Source organism: Haloarchaeobius litoreus, from assembly GCF_024495425.1.
GTDB classification, from domain to species: domain Archaea; phylum Halobacteriota; class Halobacteria; order Halobacteriales; family Natrialbaceae; genus Haloarchaeobius; species Haloarchaeobius litoreus.
The window spans coordinates 1,012,048-1,031,957 of record NZ_JANHJR010000002.1 but is presented as its reverse complement, the minus strand read 5'-3'; the positions used below and the strand labels follow the sequence as shown (position 1 = coordinate 1,031,957).

Sequence of the window (19,910 nt, the reverse complement as noted above, 5' to 3'; positions counted from 1 at the left end):
CTCTTTCCCAAATCTGTGAATCTATGATTGATTATTTCGTAATCTTTTTCGAGCGTGGGGTTGCGTACCACTGCATGACTCGACGGACCGCTGGTGGACACGAACGGCGCACGCTGCTCTCGGCGCTCACGGCGGGCTGCCTCGCCGGACTCGCGGGCTGCGGAGGCAGAACCGATATCCGTGGCGAGGGGCTGTCAACGCAGGAGACGATGGACGGACCCCGGACCCGGACCGACGGAGGGACGGTGACGACCGACGAGGGAGCCGAGCCCCGGCGTGCCGACCCACACTGGACGACCGGTGCGAAGCGGGGCGTCGGCACGGTCGCCGACCACCACGTCGACGACCCGTCGAGGGTCTGGTTCACCCTCACCGACGGCGCGCTGACCGAGCCCCGGTTCCCCCGCATCGACACGCTCGACGCCCGCCACGTCGGCTTCCACGTGACCGACGGCGAAGGCTACGTCGCCCGCACCCACTCGCCGCCCGGTGAGGACGACTCGCTCGAACGGACCGTCGAGCCGACCGCGTCGGACGCACTGACGTTCCGGCAGACCGTGACGGAGACGGCCGACGAGTACGACTGGACGCTCACCGTCGAACACGTCGCCGACCCGGCCCGCGACGCGCTCCTGCTGGAGGTGACCTTCGAGGCCGACGCACCGCTCGACTGCTCCGTCGTCGCAACACCCACGCCGTCGGGGCGCGCCGAACACACGACGGGGGAAGGTCGGTCTCTCGGTGACAGCAACGCTCCAGACGACGCGCTCACGGCCGCCGACACCGGTGCCGACGGCATCGTGACGCAGGATGCGGACGGCGAGCCGGTCGTCGTCGCGCTCGCGCTCGCGGCCGACCGCGGGTTCGACGACATCGCCGTCGCGGAGTCCGCCGCGCCCGGGATGCAGCACTTCTTCGAGACGGGTACCCTCCCGGCCGACGCGACCGCCGCCGAGGGCGTGCTCACGCTGGTCGGACAGCTCGCGTCCGGAGCCGAGTCCGCCTCCCGGACCGTCGCGCTCGGGTTCGCCACCGACGGCGACGCCGACGCGGCACTCCGGACCGCACGCGACGCGCTTGCCGACGGCTACGAGACCGCCCACGCGGGCTACGTCGACTCGTGGCGGGAGTACCTCGCGCCGGTCGAACTGCCCGCGTCCGTCGCCGACGACGGCTTCCTGGCCGACCAGTACCGCGCTGCCGCGATGGTGCTGAAGGCCGTCGAGGACAAGACGTTCGCCGGCGCGGGCATCGCCAGCCCGTCCGTCCCCTGGGGCTCGGCGGTGAGCGCCCGCGAGTCCAGCGACCACGGCTACAACTTCGTCTGGGCCCGGGACCTCTACCAGGTGTTCACCGCGTTCGACGCGATGGGCGACGTCGAGAGCGCGGTCGACCACCTCGAGTACGTCTTCGACCACCAGCACGACGGCGAGGGGTTCCTCCCGCAGAACACGTTCCTCGACGGACGCACGCGCTGGGGCGGCGAGCAGCTCGACGAGATCGCCTTCCCGCTCGTGATGGCCGCCCAGCTCGACGCGCGCCACGGCTACGGTTTCGACGACGCCGGCTACGACTACGAGTCGGTGCGCGCACTGGCCGAATATCTCGTCCACGGCGGCCCGCGGACCGAACAGGAGCGCTGGGAGGAGGAGGACGGCTACTCCCCGAGCACCATCGCGGCCGAGGTCGCGGGGCTGGTCTCCGCAGCCCGACTCGCGGCGACGACCGGGCAGGACGAGGACGCACTCGTCTACCTGGGCCTGGCGGACCACTGGGCCCGCTCGGTGACGGAGTGGTGCGCGACGAGCACGGGCACCGACGACCTCGGGCCGACGCCGTACTTCCTGCGCGTGACCGACGATGCGGACCCGGACGACGGCGCGGTCCGCTCGCTCGCCAACGGCGGCGCGACGTTCGACGAGCGGGGCATCGTCGACGCGGGGTTCCTCGAACTGGTGCGTCTCGGGGTGATGCCGCCCGACGACTCCGTGGTCGAGAACTCGCTGGCGGTCGTCGACGACACCATCCGCGTGGACACGCCGAACGGGCCAGCGTGGTACCGCTACAACGGCGACGGCTACGGCGAGCTCGGTCCGGACAGCGGTGTCGGCGCGGGCGCGCCCTGGTCCATCACCCACCAGGGCCAGGGCAGGCTCTGGCCGCTCCTGACGGGGGAGCGCGCGGAGTACGAGCTGCTCGCCGGGACGGAGTCCGGTCCCCTCGCGCCCGACGCGTTGCTGCGTGCGATGGCCGACTTCGCCAACGAGGGCCGGATGATCCCCGAGCAGGTGTGGGACCGGCCCGAACCGACGGCGTTCGGCTGGGGGTTCGGCGAGGGCACCGCGAGCGCGACGCCGCTGGCGTGGAGCATGGCACAGTACGTCCGCCTCGCGCACTCGATCGACGCGGGTGCGCCCGTGGAGACGCCGGCGTTCGTCGCGGACCGGTACGTCGACGGCACGGACGGCACGGAGAGCGCGGACGGCGGCGCGCCCGAGCCGCCGACGCTCTCGGTCTCGTGGCCGGGGAGCGTCGTCGACGCGTCCGAGGTGACGGTGTCGGGGACGACCGACGCCGCGCTGGTGCTCGTGCGGACGCCGGACGGGACCCGGCGCGTGGAGCCGACCGACGGCGAGTTCTCCGTCCCGTTGTCGCTCGCCGACGGCCGGAACCCGGTCACGGTCGTCGCCGCCACCGACGGGTCCCCCGAGGAGGCGCTCGACGGGGCGCTGCCGGACCGCGAGTTCGCAGCGCGACAGCGAACCGTCTCCGTGGTCGACAGCGGCCGTGAGGGGGCCGAGGGGACGGGTGATACACAGTCACACCCGAAGAACTAAATACACGAACACATATTTCATCATAGATTCAGACATGAGTCAGCACAGGAGGAAGCTGCTTGCGAAGATGGCGGCCACGGCGGCGCTCGGGAGCGTTGCAGGATGTCTGGGCGTCCAGGAATCGGGCGAATCGAACACCGAGGAACCGGACGAGTCGACGGAGACGACCACCTCGGGTGACAGCGACGACAGCGACGGCTCGAACGAGCAGGAGAGCCTCCCGATGCTCGAACCCGAGAACTCGGGCGGGTCGGCCACGCTCTGGCACGCGCGCCGCGAGGCGGAGCGTCGTAGCCTGCAGGACCAGGTGAGCCGGTTCAACGACGACTACGACCAGTCCGTCAGCGCGGACGAGGTCGCCGAGCTCGGCACGCGGACCGAGACCGCCATCCCGGCGGGTCAGGGGCCGCACTCGTTCGACCACGCGCACGACTGGGCCGGGAAGTACTACCAGAACGGCTGGGTCGTCGACGAGAGCGACTCGCTCCGGCTCGACCTCTCCGAGTACTTCACCGAGGTCGCCGCACAGGCGGCGCAGTTCGACGGCGCGACCGTCGGCCTGCCCTACGCGGCCGAGACAGTCGGGCTGGTCTACAACACCGAGATGGTCGACGAACCGCCGGAGACCGTCTCCGAGATGCGGTCCATCATGGACGAGCACCACGCACCCAGCGAGGGGACCTACGGGCTCAGCTACCCCGTCGACCCCTACTTCGTCAGCGCGTGGGTCCACGCGTTCGGTGGGTTCTACTACGACGACGCGAACGACGAGCTCGGGCTGGAGAACGACGCGACGGTCGAGGGACTCCAGTACTACATGGACAACTTCGCGCCGTACATGCCGGACTCGCCGGACTACGGCGCACAGGCCGACGTGTTCAAGCAGGGCCGCGCGCCGTTCGCCATCAACGGCCCGTGGTTCCTCGGCAGCGCGGCCGACGCCGGCATCGACACGGGCGTCGCACCGCTGCCCGCCGCCGACGGGAGCGAACCCTCGCCCTACACGGGTGTGAAGCTCCTCTTCTTCTCGAAGAAGATGGGCAGTGGCGCCGACGCGGACGCGACCGCCAGCCGCGAGTTCGCCGAGTGGTACACCACGAACACCGACGTGCTCCGCACGCTCGCCGAGGAGCACTCGTACATCCCGGTCCACCGTGACCTGGCGGACAGCGACGACCTGCCCGACACCGTCGGCGGCTACGCCGCGGCCGTCCAGCAGGGCTACGCGATGCCGACGAACCCGAAGATGCAGGGCGTCTGGGGCCCCGTCGGCGACGCCATCACCCGCGTCTACAACGGCCAGGCCGAACCCGCGGGTGCGCTCTCGACCGCCGCGGACGAGGTCCGCGACAACTGGAACAGCTGATACGCGATGTCCACCGCCAACCGCCTCGCACAGCGCGCACGCGAGTCCAGCGTTACCCCCTGGGTTCGCGACAACGTCGGGCTGTTCCTGGTGCTCCCCGGACTGTTCCTGTTCTCGGCGTTCATGTTCTACCCGGTGCTGTACCTGCTGTACCTGTCCTTTACGAAGGCGACGAACGCACCACCGGCGAGCATCCACAGCGGGAACGAGCAGTTCATCGGCCTGGAGAACTACGTCTCCATCCTCGCGGACCCGAGCTTCTGGAACTCGATGGGCGTGACCTGGCTGTTCGTGGCGACGAGCGTCGTGCTCAAGCTCGCGTTCGGTATCGTCATCGCGCTCGTCCTCACCGGTGAGCGCGTGCGCGGTCAGCGGTTCCTGCGTTCGCTGGTCATCCTGCCGATGGGGCTGCCGGCCGTGTTCTCCATCACGGTCTGGTCGAAGATCTTCGACAACGCACGCTACAGCCTCTCGAACAAGCTCCTGCTCGAACTCGGGCTGGAGAAGGCGAACTGGATGACCGAGCGCTGGCTCGCCTTCTTCACGTACAACGTGACGGAGGTGTGGCTCGCGTACCCGTTCATCGTCATCATCACCGTCAGCGCCCTGCAGGACGTGCCGGAGGAGCTCCACGACGCCGCGAAGGTCGACGGCGCGGGCTACGTCCACCGGTTCCGGCACGTCACGCTGCCCGCGATCAGGCGGCCGGTGATGTTCGGCGGCATCCTCACCTCCGCGGCGTCGTTCCAGCAGTTCCTCATCCCGTTCATCTTCAACGACGGCGGCCCTGGTTCGGCGAACTCGCTGCTCATCCACTACGGCTACACCGAGGCGTTCGGCCAGACGCCGCCGGCGTACGGGCGTGCGGCGTCCATCATGATGCTCACGCTCCTGTTCATCGGCGCGTTCATGTGGTTGAACGTGAAGAAAGGCAAACTCGCCGAGGGGGTGGACGAGCGATGAGCCTGTTGCGCTCGGTCGCTCGCAGCGTCGGCGGCGACGTGCGGACCGTCATGACCGCCCCCAAACGCGCCTTCGACGAGCTGCGCTACACGGTCGCTGGCCTGCGCACCGGCGACGTGCGGCCACGCGACGTTGCGTGGTCAGCCGTCTCGACCGTCGGCGCGCTGCTGGTCGTGTCGCTGCTGCTGTTCCCCATCTACTGGGTGTTCAAGCTGGCGCTCTCGGGCGGGACCGGCTCGTTCTTCGCGACGACCGGCATCAACCTGCTGCCGACGGACCCGACGTTCCAGACGTTCGTCTGGGTCCTCGGAGACCTCATCCTGCCGAGCTACCGCATCACGCTCGCCATCCCCGGAACCGGCTCCGAGGTGTTCCTGCAGACGCCGAAGCTCGTGGTACTCGACGCCAGCGCCCACGGCGTCGAGTATCCGAGCCGGTTCCAGAAGTACCTCTGGAACAGCGTCACCGTGGCCGTCCCGACGGTCGTCCTCGCGATGTGTATGATCGTCCCCGGCGCCTACGCGCTGTCGCGCCGGGAGTTCATCGGCCGGGGGAAGCTGCTGTACGGCTACGTCCTGTTCACGCAGGTCGGGGGCGGCATCGGCATCGCGAGCCTCATCGCGCTGTACGCGCTGTTCGTGCAGTACGGGCTGACCGCGGACAAGTTCGCCCTGGCGTTCTACTACGCCGCGACCGCCGTGCCGTTCAACACGTGGCTGCTGAAGACGTACATGGACGGCATCCCCAAGTCCTACGAGGAGGCCGCCTACGTCGACGGCGCGTCGACGCTCAGGGTCGTCTGGGAGGTCATCCTCCCGCTGTCGAAGGCGGGGCTCGCGACGGTGTTCATCTTCACCTTCCTCGCGGGATGGACGGAGTTCGTCGTCGCCCAGACCGTGCTGACGACCGACCAGTACACGCTCCCGGTGGGGCTGTACCTGCTCGTCAGCGAGTACTCGACGCCGTGGCCTAAGTTCTCGGCGTTCGCGCTCACCTTCGCGCTGCCGATCATGCTCGTCTACCTGCTCGCACAGCGGTACATCGAGGACGGGCTGTCGTTCGGCGGCGTCGAGGGCTAAGGGCACGTCCCGTCCTCCCGTTCGGTCTCAGTCGTCCGTCGTCGGCTCCGACGCCACCGGTTCCCGGCGTCTCGGCTCGAACCGCTCCCCTGCGAGTGCCAGATACACGTCCTCCAGCGACGGCTCCGCCCACGCCAGTTCGGTGTAGTCGACGCTGGCACGGTCGAGCGCGTCGACGATGCCGCCGATCTCACCCGGTTCGACGCCCTCGGCGACGACGTGGTCGCCGTCGAGACGCGTCTCACGTCCGAGCGCGTCGGCCGCGGCGGTCGGGCTCCCGTCGACCGTGATGGTGAGCCGCCGGTCGCCCCCGTGCTCGCGGACGAGTTCGCCCGGGCTACCGACCGCGACGAGGTCGCCGTCGGCGAGCAGACCCACGCGGTCGGCGAGACGCTCTGCCTCGACCATGTCGTGAGTCGTCAGGAACACCGTGGTCCCACCCGCCGCGAGCTCCTCGATGCGCTCCCAGAGGGTGCGGCGGCCGGCCGGGTCGATGCCGGTCGTCGGCTCGTCGAGGAACAGCACGTCCGGGTCGTTGACGAGCGTCGCCCCGAGACAGGCCCGGCGCTGCTGGCCGCCCGAGCAGTTCTCGTACCAGGTGTCCGCGGCGTCGGTGATGCCGACCTCCGCCAGCACGTCGTCCACGTCGCGGGCGTCGTCGTACAGGCCGGCGTAGTAGGCGACGACCTCCCGTGCGGTGAGCCGCCCCGGCGGCGAGAACGACTGCGGGAGCACACCGAGACGTGACTCGGCGGCGTCTCGGGGACCCGTCCCGAGCAGCTCCACCGTCCCCTCGTCCGGCTCGACCGTCCCGGTCAGCGAGCGGACGAGCGTGGTCTTCCCCGCGCCGTTCGGGCCGATGAGCGCGAACACCTCGCCCGCCTCGACCGACAGCGAGACGCCGTCGAGCGCGGTCGTCCCCCCGTACGTCTTTCGGACGCCATCGGCAGCGAGTACCGTCGTCATGTCACCGGCTTCGTCTCCCACGGGGTAAGACCCTCCGGCTTCCCGCGACCCGCCCGGAAAATTCCAACTGTCGGCAAGATTAAGTTACAGCGCGCCGAAGTTCACGTATGAACCTCAAGAGGGCGCTCGCGTCGGCAGGCATCGCCGTCGGTGCCGTGGCAGCGACCAACGAGCTACTGTCGCGACGCGCCGAGCCACTGGAGCCCGCACTCGAGGGCGAGCAGCGGACCTACCGCTGGCGCGGGATGGACGTGGCCTACACGGAGGCCGGCGACCCCGGGGCCCCGGACCTGCTGTTCGTCCACGGCGTCAACGCCGCCGGCTCCAGCCAGGAGTGGCACGAGATCTTCGAGCCGCTCTCGAAGGCGTACCACGTCGTCGCCGTGGACCTCCCCGGCTTCGGCCGCTCCGACCGGCCACCCATCGACTACACCGCCGCGCTGTACGAGGACTTCCTCACGGACTTCGTCGACGACGTCACCGACAGCCCCGAGATCATCGCCGCCTCACTGTCGGGCGCGTACGCCGCCACCGCCGCCAGCCGGACCGACGTCTCCCGGCTCGTGCTCGTCTGCCCGACCGACTCCTCGATGCCCGGCGGGAGGAAGCCGCTGCTCAAGCGCGCCGTCCGCTCGCCGCTGCTCGGCGAGGCCATCTTCAACGGCATCGCCTCGAACCCGTCGCTCGAGTACTTCAGCGCCGACCACGGCTACTACGACATGACGGGCTACAGCCGCTCGAAGCAGTCCTACCAGTGGCAGACAACCCACCAGGCGGGCGCCCGCTTCGCCCCGGCGTCGTTCATCAGCGGCTACCTCGACCCAGACACGGACCTCGAGACGACGCTCGGGAGCCTCGACATCCCCGTGACACTCGTCTGGGGCCGCGAGAGCGACACCACCCCGCTCGCGGAGGGTCGAAAGCTGGCCGACTCGACGGGCGCGAAGCTGGTCGTCATCGACTACGCCCGGCTGCTCCCCCACGACGAACACCCCGACAAGTTCGTCGAGGCGATCGAGGACGACCTCCCCGAGATCAGCAGCGAGGTGTTCGCCGAGGAGCGCCGCCAGAGCCTCGAGCGCGAGCGAGCCGAGGGGCACGAGCCCGACCCGAACGTCTCCGTCGAGGCCGAACACGACAACGACGCCGTCGAGATCGACGTCGAGGACACCGGCTCGGAGAACTGAACTCCCTTACTGCGGTCTGAAGACGACCGCGCGGTCGCCCGTCGTCTCCGTCTCCATCACACCGACAGCGACCGTCATCCCGACCTCGACGTCGCCGGGGTCGGCCTCGACGATACCGGTGATGCGCGCCGGCCCGAACCGCGCGATGGCCGTCGCGAACGGTGCGTCCTGTTCGAAGGCGGGCGTCGGTACGTGGACGACGGTGAACGTCTCCACCTCGCCCGTCTCCGGCAGCTGCTTCTCGGTCAGCTCGCGCGAACCCGTCGCGGGGTCGACCCGCCGCGGCGGCAGCCAGCCGTCGCCCTCGGGGCCTTCGAGGTAGTACGCCTCGCCGTCTTCGACCGCGTCGAGCCAGTCGTCGTAGCCTGCGTCGTAGGTCTCGTCGTCGCTCATTGTTCGACCTCCAGCACGTGAACCACTGCACTCGCGACCGTGCCACCCGCGTTGTGGGTGACGCCGGTCGTCGCTCCCTCGACGTACTCGCTGTTGGGGTGGTCGCCCCGGAGCAGCGAGGCCATCTCCGCGAGCTGAGACGCGCCGGTCGCGCCGACCGGATGGCCCTTCGCCTTCAGGCCGCCGGAGAGGTTCACCGGCAGCTCGCCCTCGCGGGTCGTCTTCCCGTCGCGGGCCGCCGAGATGCCCTCGCCGACCTCGAACAGGCCGAGCGACTCCATCGCGAGCACCTCCGCGATGGTGAAGCAGTCGTGCACCTCCGCGAAGTCGACGTCGTCGGCCGAGATTCCGGCGTCCGCATACGCCTCTGCGGCCGCCTTGTCCGCAGCGGGCGAGCGCGCGAGGAAGTCGCGGTCGTGCAGCGCCATCAGGTCACCACCCTGTCCGGTCCCGGTGATGGAGACCGGCGCATCGAGGTCGTGTTCCTCGGCGAACTCCTCGGAGGTGAGCACCAGCGCGCTCGCACCGTCCGAGATGGGACACGAGTCGTACAGCCCGAGTGGTTCCGCGACCATCGGCGCCTCGATGACGTCCTCGATCGATATCTCCCGCTGGTACTGTGCCTTCTCGTTCGGGACGGCGTTCTCGTGGTTCTTCACCGCGATGGCTGCGAGGTCCTCCCGCTCCCCGCCGTACTCGCTGAAGTACGCGTTCGCCATCAGCGCGTACGCGCCGGGGAACGTCATCCCGGCCTTGACCTCCCAGAGGTCGTCGGCCGCGATGGCGAGCGCCTCCGTCGCGCCCGCGGTCCCGAGGTTGGTCATCCGTTCCGCGCCGCCGACGAGCACGACATCTCGCTCGCCGTTGCGGATGTTCTTCACCGCCTCGGCCACCGCCACCCCGGAGGAGGCACACGCCGCCTCGTACCGGGTCGCGGGCGCGTCGACGCCGACGGCCTCGGCCATCAGCGGCCCCTGGTGACCCTGGTGTTCGGCGAGCTCCCCCATGAAGTTCCCGTAGAACAACGCCTCGACGTCGTCCTGGTCGACACCGGCGTCGTCGAGCGCGTCCAGTCCGGCCTCCGCGAAGAGGTCCCGACCGGTCCGTTCCGGTGACGCACCGAACTTTGTCAGCCCGACACCGGCGATTCGTACGTCGGTCATCAGGGAGAGATTGTCCACACACGGTTTAATATGTCGTGGTTAATGGGTCAACTCGCGCACGACCGGGCCGGGACGCCCGAGTCATCCGTTTCCGGGCGTCACCCGGACGGGACGGGCAGGCTTCGTGACGTGTTTATAGCTCGATTCCCTAGCCGCGCACATGGCAGACGAGTCATCGGAGGCCGCGACACCACCCCGTCCGAAGGCGAGCGTCTGGCCGATGCTCATCGCGTTCGGCCTGGCTATCTCGGAGGTGGGGGTGCTGTTCGCCGTGCTCCCCCTGTCGGTGTTTGGCATCCTGCTGTTCGTGGGCGGCATCGCTGGCATCGTCACCGAGACAGGCTACGTCGACCAGCCGTGGCCCACCCTCGCCGGGCTCGCGTTCGTCTTCGTCGCCGTCGGTGGCGCGCTGTTCGCGGGCAACGGTGGCGGCATCTTGCAGAACGGCGACGTCATCGCGGTCCCGAACGGCGTCGCCTACCGGGGCATCTCCATCGCCGTCGCCGGCGTCCTCGGGCTGCTCCTCGCGCTCTACGGTCGCCTCCGGCTCGAGATCCAGCCGGCCCGCGCCCGCTGACCGCGCCCGGGCTGCCCGCGGACCGTACGCCTTACTCCCGCGCGGTCGGGAAACGACAACCTATTTGGTCGCCCGTCCGAAGCCTCCGGCAACGATGGAGCAAGACCGGACGATATTCGACAAGGACACGTTCCTCGACCTGACGGTGAACATGATCCCGCTGTTCATCATGGCGTTCTTCTTCGTGCTGTTCCTGCCGATGGTGTACGGCCCCTTCGGCTGGGACTCGACGTACTCGCTGCTCCAGATCGGGCTCATCCTCGTTCCCTTCGGGCTGCTGGCGATCCTGACGTACTTCTCCGCGGTCGCCATCGAGGGCGACGCGAACGAGACCGAGGCGCGCGAGGCGGCCGAAGCCGACGCGGAGGCCGAGGCAGCAGCGGAGGCCGAGACCGTCGACGAGGAAGCCGACGCGGAGGCCGACACCGCCGACCCTGACGCCGACGCCGACGTGAAGACCGAGACCGTCGACGAGGAGTAGTCGTCGTCGACCCCCGGTTCGTTCGTCTCGCCCTTTCGTGACCGTTCGTGCGTGTGATTCCCATACCCGAACGCCCACTGTATAAACTCCATCCCGAACGTTTCTTTAGGGAGTAATCCTGAGGGACTCATATGGATATTAGCGGACAGATAGTGCTGACAGCCCTCATGGCGGTGTTCCTGTTCGGGGTCGTGCTGTTTCTGGCACGGGCCACGGACTGGCGCACATACACGCCGCTGGCTGGTGCCGGCTCCGGCATCGTCAGCCGCGAGGGCGGGTACGGACACGCTGAGAAACCAGCCGGGATATTCCGGTGGTTAACCACCGTCGACCACAAGGACATCGGCATCCTCTACGGCGTCTACGCGATTCTCGCGTTCGCGTGGGGCGGCATCGCCGTCATCATCATGCGGGCCGAGCTAATCACGCCCGGCATCGACGTGACGCAAGCGCTCGCGTCCTCCATGGGCGTCAGCAACGGGCAGAACCTCTACAACGGGCTTCTCACGAGTCACGGCATCACGATGCTGTTCCTGTTCGGGACGCCCATCCTCGCCGCCTTCTCCAACTACCTCGTCCCGCTCCTCATCGACGCGGACGACATGGCGTTCCCGCGCATCAACGCCATCGCGTTCTGGATGCTCCCGCCGGGCGCGGTGCTCATCTGGGCCGGCTTCTTCATCGCTCCATTCGTCGACAGCGTCGCGCCGTCGATGGCCTCGTGGACGATGTACCCGCCGCAGTCGGTCTCCCAGACCGCACAGGGCGGCGCTGCGTCGAGCATCGCCCAGCTCAACGCCGGGACGGACCTGATGCTGCTCGGCCTGCACCTCACCGGTGTCTCGGCGACGATGGGTGCGATCAACTTCATCGCGACCATCTTCGCAGAGCGCGGTCCCGAGGTCGGCTGGGACAAGCTCGACATCTTCTCGTGGACCATCCTCACCCAGTCCGCGCTCATCCTGTTCTCGTTCCCGCTCCTGGGGAGCGCGCTGGTCATGCTGCTGCTCGACCGGAACTTCGCGACGACGTTCTTCACCACCGACGGCGGTGGCACCATCCTCTACCAGCACTTGTTCTGGTTCTTCGGCCACCCCGAGGTGTACATCCTCGTGCTGCCCCCGATGGGTATCATCAGCTACGTGCTGCCCCGGTTCTCCGGGCGGAAGCTGTTCGGCTTCAAGTTCGTCGTCTACTCCACGCTGGCCATCGGTGTGCTCTCATTCGGTGTCTGGGCGCACCACATGTTCGCGACGGGCATCGACCCGCGCATCCGCGCCTCGTTCATGGCGGTCTCGCTGGCCATCGCCATCCCGAGTGCGGTGAAGACGTTCAACTGGATCACGACGATGTGGAACGGGAAGATCCGCCTGACGACGCCGATGCTGTTCTGTATCGGCTTCGTCGGCAACTTCATCATCGGCGGCGTCACGGGCGTCTTCCTGGCGTCCATCCCCGTCGACTTCCTGCTCCACGACACATACTACGTCGTCGGCCACTTCCACTACGTCATCATGGGCGCTATCGCCTTCGCGGTGTTCGCGGGCGTCTACTACTGGTTCCCGCTCGTCACCGGGCGGATGTACCAGGTCACGCTCGCCAAGGCCCACTTCTGGCTCACGATGGTCGGGACGAACCTGACCTTCTTCGCGATGATCCTGATGGGCTACGCCGGCATGCCGCGTCGCTACGCGACGTACGACCTCATCACGGTCGGCCCCATCGACCTCATCCAGACGATGCACGTGCTCGCGACCGTCGGCGCGTTCATCCTGCTGGTCGCCCAGATCATCTGGCTCTGGAACATGGTCCAGTCCTACATGGAGGGCCCGCGCGTCGGTCCCGACCCGTGGAACCTCGAGGAGGACGGCGTCGACTCCCGCGAGTGGGACTGGTTCGACGACCGCCTCGACACGGCACTGACTGACGGCGGCGAGCCCCAGGACACAGAAGCAGACGCGTAACGCGGTTCGACTCTCCTTCGTCGTCTTCCCGAACGTCGAGCGTCAGCTCAGGACGAGCACGAACCCGGTGACGAACATGAGCACGACGATGCTGCCGAGGACGAGACCGATCAGTTCCTTCTCGCTCATATCCAGCCCTATGGAGCACAGAGGGAAAGGCTAATCGTTGGCCGGTCCCCAGTCCCGTACGTGACAGCAACCGTCAGCGACCGGCTCCGGGGCAGGCGCGTCGTCGTCGGCATCTACCTCGCCGTCGTCGCCCTCGCGGGAGTCTTCGGTGCGGCCGTGGGCGTGCTGCTGCCCGTGGAGTCCGGCCGGGACATCCAGCAGGCGAGCTTCGCCGGCATCGAGTTCGCGGTGACGCCGCTGAACTTCGCCATCTACGGTATCGTGATGGTCGGCGTCGGTCTCGGCCTCCTCCTCCTCGCGGTGCGGTTCGTCTCCCGCTTCGACGACGAAGCGGTCTAGGAGAACTAGTCCCCGCCGACGCGCGACGCGATGTCCTCGACGACATCCGGATTCCGCAACGTCGACGTATCCCCGAGCTCGTCGCCGTTCGCGATATCTTCGAGCAGCCGCCGCATTATCTTGCCCGAGCGGGTCTTCGGCAGCTCGGGCGTGAAGATGACCGCTTCCGGGCGGGCGATGGGCCCGATGGCGTCCTCGACACCCTCGATGATCTTCCCGCGGAGTTCGTCGTTCGGGTCGTAGCCATCCTCGGTGATGACGTAGGCGTAGACGGCCTCGCCCTTCACGTCGTGGTGGCCGCCGACGACGGCGGCCTCCGCGACACCGGGAACGCCGACGATGGCGCTCTCGATCTCCATCGTCCCGAGCCGGTGGCCGGAGACGTTGAGCACGTCGTCGACACGCCCGAGCACGGTGATGTAGCCGTCCTCGTCGAGCTTCGCACCGTCCTCCGGGAAGTACACCCAGCGGTTGGACTCCTCGTCGGAGTACTCGCTCCAGTACTCGGAGACGAACCGCTCGTCGTTGTTGTACAGCGTCCGGAGCATCCCGGGCCACGGCCTGTTCACGGTGAGGTAGCCGGCCTCGCCCGCACCGACGGGCTCGCCGGAGACGTCGACGACCTCCGCGGAGATACCCGGGAGCGGCGGCCCGGCGGAACCGGGCTTCATCTCGCCGATCCCGGGCAGGGTGGTGACCATCATGCCGCCGGTCTCGGTCTGCCACCAGGTGTCGACGACGGGACACTCCTCGTCGCCGATGTGCTTGTAGTACCACTTCCACGCCCGGGGGTTGATCGGCTCGCCGACCGTGCCGAGCAGCCGCAGGCTCGATAAGTCGTGGCGCTCCGGGAACTTCGTGCCCCACTTCATGAACGCCCGGATCGCGGTGGGCGCGGTGTAGAACTGGTCGACCTGGTAGCGGTCCACCATCTCCCAGATGCGGTCGCGGTCCGGGTAGTCCGGCGTCCCCTCGTACATCAGCGTCGTCGTCCCGAGCGCGAGCGGCCCGTAGACGATGTAGGAGTGCCCGGTGATCCAGCCGATGTCGGCCGAGCACCAGTACGTGTCCTCCGGCTTGATGTCGAGCACCGCGTGGCTGGTCCACGAGACGTAGCTCAGGTAGCCGCCGGTGGTGTGTTTCACGCCCTTCGGCTCGCCAGTGGTGCCGGAGGTGTACATCAGGAACAGCATGTCCTCGGCGTCACGTGGAACGGGGTCGACCCGCTCGCCTGCGTGGGCGTCGACCAGCTCGCCGTAGTCGTGGGCGTGCTCGCCGAGGAAGACCTTCAGCTCGTCGCCGAGGCGGTCGACGACGACCGTCTCGACGTCGTGCTCGACGCCACGGAGCCCCTCGTCGGCCTTCTCCTTGTGGTTCAGCGCGTCCCCGCGGCGGTAGTAGCCGTCGCAGGTCACCAGGTACTCCGACTCCGCGGCGTTCATCCGCGTGGCGAGTGCGTCCGCGGAGAAGCCGGCGAACACGACCGAGTGCGGCGCGCCGATGCGGGCACACGCCAGCATCGCGATGGGGAGCTCCGGCACCATCGGCATGTACATGGTGACCACGTCGTCCTCGCCGACGCCGAGGTCGCGCAGTGCGGCCGCGAACTCGTTCACGTCGTTGTAGAGGTCGAGGTAGGTGTACGTCTTCGTCTCGCCGAGTTCGCCCTCCCAGCGGATGGCCGCCTGGTTCTTGCGCCCGTTCTCGACGTGGCGGTCGACGCAGTTGTACGAGGCGTTGAGCTTCCCGTCGGTGAACCACTCGTAGAACGGTGCGTCGCTCTCGTCGAGCACCTGGTCGTACGCCTCGTCCCAGTCGAGCAGGTCAGCGGCGCGCTCCCACGCCTCCGGGTCCTCGAACTCCTCGTAGATGCCCTCGTCCGACACGTTCGCCTGCTCGACGAACGCGTCCGAGGGCTCGAAGGTGTCCTGTTCCGCCAGTCGGGCCTCCAGTTCCACCTCTCCGTCCTCGGTATCGTCTGCCATAGTTCGTTGTAGACCGACGACCATAACCGGGATAAGCGTTCCCCCGGTGCCGGTGGCCGGTTAGCCGGGTTCCCCGGTGGAAAAGAACAGCTACTCGGTGCTCCACCGACGAGCAACTCGCAATGAGTTCAGCGTACACGGTCCACGGGGACCGACTCGACGCCCGCCTCGCCGACGCCGAGTTCGCCATCGCGGTCGTGACGGCGACGAAACCCGACTTCTACAAGCAGGCCCCGGTCGTCACTGCCGCCGACGAACTCGACGTACCCTGCTTCATCCTCCACACCGGCCAGCACTACGACGACCTCCTCGGCCACGGGCTGGCGGAGTACGGCGTCGAGGACCACATCGGCGTCGACCTCGGCGTCCGCGGTGGCCTCTCCCAGAAGACCGCCGAGGTCACCAGCCGCATCGACCGGTTCACCGACTACCTCGACGAGCACTACCCCGACACCACGGTCGTCCCCCTCGTCCACGGCGACACGCACGCCGCCGCGACGGTGCCCCAGGCCTGGGCGTTCGCAACCGGGCAGCAGGTCGCCCACAACGAGGCCGGCCTTCGGGGCATGGCTCCCGACTACGACGCCGTGGACCGTGACGCGCTGGCCGTCGGCGACGCGGACGCCGTCGACGCCTTCGTCGACGCCCAGTGGAACGACGACTGGCACGTCGACCGCTCCGAGCCGTTCCCCGAGCAGTACGACACGTTCGTCGGCTCGGCAGCGTCGCTCTATCACTTCGCCCCCGTCGAGTTGAACCGTGAACACCTCGTCCGCGAGGGCTACCCCGAGGAGCGCATCCCGGTCGTCGGCAACAGCGTCGTCGACGCGATCGAGGCAAAGCGCGAGGCGGAACTGGACGAGAGCGTCTTCGACGTGTACCCGGCACTCGAAGCCCGCGACGACTGGCTCCGCGTCGACATCCACCGCCGGGCGAACCTGCTCCCCGGCCGGTTCCGCGCCATCGTCGAGGGCGTCGTCTCGCTCGTCGAGGACGGCTACAACGTCAACTTCGTCGAGCTGAACGCCACCCGGAACGCGCTGGAGGCGACGGGGCTGCGCGAGACGCTGCTCGAACTCGACGAAGCACGCGAGAACTTCCTGTTCACCGGTCTCTGGAAGAAGCACGCCCACGTCTACGAGTTCCTCGAATCCGGGCAGTGTCTCGCCGAGTTCACCGACTCCGGCAGCATGCAGGAGGAGCTGAACCACATCACGGAGACGGCCTGTCTCACCGCGCGCTTCAACACCGACCGTCCGGAGACGGTGTTCGAGGCGAAGACGAACCTGCTCGTCCCGCCGGTCTCCGGCGAGTTCGTCGCCACCGCCATCCGACGCGTCTGCGAGGACGACGCGCTGCTGGAGACGATGCGCGACGGGCCCGCACTCTACGGCGAGAACGTGGGCGAGGAGCTGGTCTCGTTCATGGACGACCACCGCGACGAGCCCGTGGAGTGGTCACACGAGCGCGCCGGCTTCGAGCTCGGCGAGACGACCGGGATAGACTACCTCTGAGAACAGCTGGCAGACCCGCCCGGCTCAGGCCAGACCGATCTGCTCGGAGTACGCCCCGTACTCCGCCTCGAACACCTTCATTATCTCGCCCATCGTCGCGTACTCCTTCACGGCGGCGACGATGTACGGCATGACGTTCTCGTCGGACTGGATGGCCGCTTCGAGGTCGCCGAGTGCGTCCTCGACTGCCTCGTCGTCGCGCTCCGCTTTGACCTGCGCGAGCCGGTCGAGCTGGCGCTGCTGTGTCTCCTCGTCGACCTTCAGGATCTCCGGCTCGGTGTCCTCCTCGATGGTGTACTTGTTCACGCCGACGACGATCTCCTCGTCCGCCTCGACGCGCTCCTGGTACTCGTAGGAGGCCTCCTGGATCTCGCGGAGGAAGAAGCCCTGGTCGATTCCCTCGAGGACGCCGTCGCGGACCGAGCCGTCGCCCATCTCCCGAATCTCGTCGATGTACTCCATCGCCTGCTGTTCGACCTGGTCGGTCAGCGCCTCGATGGCGTAGCTCCCGCCCATCGGGTCGACGATGTCGGCCGCGCCGGACTCCTCGGCGATGATCTGCTGGGTGCGCAGCGCGACCCGGACCGCGCGCTCGGAGGGCAGCGCCAGCGCCTCGTCGAAGCTGTTCGTGTGCAGCGACTGCGTGCCGCCCATGACGCCAGCGAGCGCCTGGATGGTGACGCGGACGACGTTGTTCAGCGGCTGCTGGGCGGTCAGTGACTGGCCGGCCGTCTGCGTGTGGAACTTCAGGCGCTTGGACTCGGGCTTCTCGGCGTCGTACCACTCGTCCATCACCCGAGCGTAGATGCGCCGTGCGGCGCGGAACTTCGCGACCTCCTCGAAGATGGCGTTGTGGGAGTTGAAGAAGAAGGAGAGCCGCGGCGCGAACTCGTCGACGTCGAGCCCGCGGTCCATCGCGTCCTCGACGTAGGCGAAGCCGTCGGCGAGGGTGAATGCGAGCTCCTGCACCGCGGTCGAGCCGGCCTCCCGGATGTGGTAGCCCGAGACGGAGATGGGGTGGATGCGCGGGGTCTCCTCGGTGGCGAACTCGACGGTGTCGGTGACCACGTCGAGGCTCGGCTCCGGCGGGATGACCCACTCCTTCTGCGCGATGAACTCCTTCAGCATGTCGTTCTGCATGGTCCCGCTGATCTCGTCCCGGGGGACGCCGCGCTGGTCGGCGAGAGCCACGTACATCGCGAAGATGACCGGTGCGGACGGGTTGATGGTGAAGGAGGTGGAGATCTCGCTCAGGTCGATGCCGTCGAACAGGATCTCCATGTCACGCAGCGTGTCGACCGCGACGCCCTCCCTGCCGACCTCACCGTCGGAGAGCGGGTCGTCCGAGTCCTTCCCCATCAGGCTCGGCATGTCGAACGCCGTCGAGAGCCCCGTCTGTCCCTCGTCGATGAGGTAGTGGAACCGCTCGTTGGTCTCCTCGGCGGTGCCGAAGCCGGCGAACTGCCGCATCGTCCACGTCCGCCCGCGGTACATCGTCGGGTACGGCCCCCGCGTGTACGGCTCCTCGCCGGGGAAGCCCAGGTCGTCCTCGTAGTCCAGGTCGGCCACGTCGTCCGGCGTGTACAGCCGTTCGACGTCCATGTTCGACACCGTGGCGAACCGGTCCTTGCGCTCCCCGAAGCGGTCCAGTACCGGGTCCAGCGTCTCGGACTCCCAGTCTTCCCGGGCCTCGCGGATCTCGGCGAGGTCGTCGTCGTCGTACATGCGCGTAATTTTTGCCGGACCGGGCAATAATGGTTCGGTCCCGGCCACCCGCAGTCGGCGCGGCCCGTGCCGGAGTCGGGTTCGAAGTCCGTTCCGACGTGACCGCCCGGAGCGTCAGCGGTGCTACGCGCCGGCGTCCTCGGCCCGCTCCGCCTCGGCCAGCGGCAGCGTGACGACGAAGACGGAGCCCCGCGGCTCGTTGTCCTCGATAGCGACGGTGCCGCCGTAGCCGGTGACGAGGCTGTCGACGAGGAAGAGGCCGATGCCGGTGCCGGGGCTGTCGATGCCGCGTTCACCCCGACCGAAGACGTGTGTCTTCCGCGAGTCGGGGATGCCGGGGCCGTCGTCTGCGACGGAGACGATGGCGGCATCGTCGTCGAGTTCGACGTGGACCGTGACAGTCGGGTGGTCGTCGTCGTGGTGGATGACGGCGTTGCTGAGGAGGTTGTCGAGGACGGACGAGAGCATCTCGTTCCCGCTGACGGTGACGGCCGGCACGTCGCCGTTCACCGTGAAGGTGACGTGTCCGAACTTCTTCCTGTTCTTGGCGAGCTGGTCGCCGAGCACGTGATCGAGCTGCGTCGGTCGGGTCGGGAACTCCTCGCCGCGGGTAATCGCCTCGACGAGGTCGCGGACCTCCCTCGTGAGCTCGACGGTGTGTTCCACGGCGTCGACGATGTTCTCGAAGGCCTCGCGACCCTCGGGGTCGACGTGGGGCTCCAGCTCCTCGGCCCAGCCGAGGACGACGCTCATGTCGTTCCGGATGTCGTGACGGAGCACGCGGTTGAGCACGTCGAGCTCCTCGGAGAGCTCGGTGAGGCGCTGCTCGCGTGCCTTCTGTTCGGTGAGGTTCCGGACCACCATAACCGTCTTCCCCTCGTACCGGACGAACCGAGCATCCACCGGGACCGGCCCGTCTTCGCCTTTCAGTGTGATGTCGAGACGCTCCGACTCGGAGTCCTGGCTCTCGATACGGTCGAAGGCGGCCGCCAATCGCTCGTGGTCCTCCAGGGCGACGTAGCGCTCCTGAAGGTCCTCGAAGGGGCGACCGATGAACTCCTCGCGCGGTCGCCCGCTCACATCCCCGACCCGAGCGTTCGCGTCTATCAGAACCCGGTCGTCGTCGAAGATGTACACCGTGTCCTGCAGCGCATCGTACAGGTCGTCGAGTACGCGGTGTTCGATCCCGTCGGTCATACCACCTCCATGTAGCTCCCGTTGTAAGAAGTATCGGCCCGGCGG

15 protein-coding genes and 1 pseudogene are annotated in these 19,910 nt (G+C 68.0%); 10 read left to right on the top strand and 6 right to left on the bottom strand.

Annotated features, from left to right (window positions below; all coding sequences use genetic code 11):
* Positions 1 to 23: 23 nt before the first annotated feature.
* The 4 genes and pseudogenes from NOW55_RS12020 to NOW55_RS12005 all read left to right on the top strand — a co-directional run.
* Positions 24 to 2,399, top strand: a pseudogene (locus NOW55_RS12020) (glycoside hydrolase family 15 protein); the annotation flags it as partial.
* A gap of 472 nt (positions 2,400 to 2,871) precedes the next feature.
* Positions 2,872 to 4,203 (top strand): extracellular solute-binding protein, encoded by a 1,332-nt coding sequence (locus NOW55_RS12015; RefSeq protein WP_256400330.1) that lies wholly within the window; start codon positions 2,872 to 2,874, stop codon positions 4,201 to 4,203.
* Between the two features lie 6 nt (positions 4,204 to 4,209).
* Positions 4,210 to 5,166, top strand: a complete 957-nt coding sequence (locus tag NOW55_RS12010) for a carbohydrate ABC transporter permease (RefSeq protein WP_256400329.1) — start codon at positions 4,210 to 4,212, stop codon at positions 5,164 to 5,166.
* Positions 5,163 to 6,245 (top strand): sugar ABC transporter permease, encoded by a 1,083-nt coding sequence (locus tag NOW55_RS12005; RefSeq protein ID WP_256400328.1) that lies wholly within the window; start codon positions 5,163 to 5,165, stop codon positions 6,243 to 6,245. Before NOW55_RS12010 ends, NOW55_RS12005 begins: the two co-directional genes overlap by 4 nt.
* Positions 6,246 to 6,272: 27 nt before the next feature.
* Here NOW55_RS12005 and NOW55_RS12000 read toward each other — a convergent pair whose 3' ends face one another.
* Positions 6,273 to 7,211: an ABC transporter ATP-binding protein gene (locus tag NOW55_RS12000; RefSeq protein ID WP_256400327.1), complete on the bottom strand. Its 939-nt coding sequence runs from the start codon at positions 7,209 to 7,211 to the stop codon at positions 6,273 to 6,275.
* Positions 7,212 to 7,318: 107 nt separating this feature from the next.
* Between NOW55_RS12000 and NOW55_RS11995 the strand changes: the two genes are divergently transcribed.
* Complete coding sequence (locus NOW55_RS11995) at positions 7,319 to 8,398, top strand: alpha/beta fold hydrolase (protein WP_256400326.1); 1,080 nt, start codon at positions 7,319 to 7,321, stop codon at positions 8,396 to 8,398.
* Between the two features lie 6 nt (positions 8,399 to 8,404).
* On the opposite strand, the gene NOW55_RS11990 is transcribed toward NOW55_RS11995, so the two are convergent.
* Both NOW55_RS11990 and NOW55_RS11985 read right to left on the bottom strand, forming a co-directional pair.
* The gene (locus NOW55_RS11990; RefSeq protein ID WP_256400325.1) at positions 8,405 to 8,791 is read right to left on the bottom strand and encodes a Zn-ribbon domain-containing OB-fold protein; all 387 of its coding nucleotides are present in this window, start codon (positions 8,789 to 8,791) and stop codon (positions 8,405 to 8,407) included.
* Positions 8,788 to 9,954, bottom strand: coding sequence for a thiolase domain-containing protein (locus NOW55_RS11985; protein WP_256400324.1), 1,167 nt, complete (start codon positions 9,952 to 9,954; stop codon positions 8,788 to 8,790). Before NOW55_RS11985 ends, NOW55_RS11990 begins: the two co-directional genes overlap by 4 nt.
* 160 nt (positions 9,955 to 10,114) lie before the next feature.
* On the opposite strand from NOW55_RS11985, the gene NOW55_RS11980 reads away from it, so the two are divergent.
* From NOW55_RS11980 to NOW55_RS11965, 4 genes are all read left to right on the top strand, one after another.
* On the top strand, positions 10,115 to 10,531 hold the full coding sequence (locus NOW55_RS11980; RefSeq protein ID WP_256400323.1) for a DUF7541 family protein: 417 nt from the start codon (positions 10,115 to 10,117) through the stop codon (positions 10,529 to 10,531).
* A gap of 94 nt (positions 10,532 to 10,625) precedes the next feature.
* The gene (locus tag NOW55_RS11975) at positions 10,626 to 11,012 is read left to right on the top strand and encodes a DUF6684 family protein (RefSeq protein WP_256400322.1); all 387 of its coding nucleotides are present in this window, start codon (positions 10,626 to 10,628) and stop codon (positions 11,010 to 11,012) included.
* 131 nt (positions 11,013 to 11,143) lie between these two features.
* Complete coding sequence (locus tag NOW55_RS11970; protein WP_368407758.1) at positions 11,144 to 12,976, top strand: cbb3-type cytochrome c oxidase subunit I; 1,833 nt, start codon at positions 11,144 to 11,146, stop codon at positions 12,974 to 12,976.
* Between the two features lie 189 nt (positions 12,977 to 13,165).
* A complete protein-coding gene (locus NOW55_RS11965) occupies positions 13,166 to 13,444 on the top strand; it encodes a DUF7520 family protein (RefSeq protein WP_256400321.1) in 279 nt (92 codons plus the stop codon).
* Positions 13,445 to 13,449: 5 nt separating this feature from the next.
* Here NOW55_RS11965 and acs read toward each other — a convergent pair whose 3' ends face one another.
* A complete protein-coding gene (acs, locus tag NOW55_RS11960) occupies positions 13,450 to 15,429 on the bottom strand; it encodes an acetate--CoA ligase (RefSeq protein WP_256400320.1) in 1,980 nt (659 codons plus the stop codon).
* A 122-nt stretch (positions 15,430 to 15,551) separates the two neighbouring features.
* Between acs and NOW55_RS11955 the strand changes: the two genes are divergently transcribed.
* Positions 15,552 to 16,943, top strand: a complete 1,392-nt coding sequence (locus tag NOW55_RS11955; protein ID WP_256400319.1) for a UDP-N-acetyl glucosamine 2-epimerase — start codon at positions 15,552 to 15,554, stop codon at positions 16,941 to 16,943.
* 24 nt (positions 16,944 to 16,967) lie between these two features.
* Here the strand turns inward: NOW55_RS11955 and NOW55_RS11950 are convergent, their stop codons facing one another.
* Both NOW55_RS11950 and NOW55_RS11945 read right to left on the bottom strand, forming a co-directional pair.
* A complete protein-coding gene (locus tag NOW55_RS11950; protein ID WP_256400318.1) occupies positions 16,968 to 18,668 on the bottom strand; it encodes a methylmalonyl-CoA mutase family protein in 1,701 nt (566 codons plus the stop codon).
* A gap of 123 nt (positions 18,669 to 18,791) precedes the next feature.
* Positions 18,792 to 19,865, bottom strand: coding sequence for a PAS domain-containing sensor histidine kinase (locus NOW55_RS11945; RefSeq protein ID WP_256400317.1), 1,074 nt, complete (start codon positions 19,863 to 19,865; stop codon positions 18,792 to 18,794).
* Between the last annotated feature and the right edge of the window lie 45 nt (positions 19,866 to 19,910).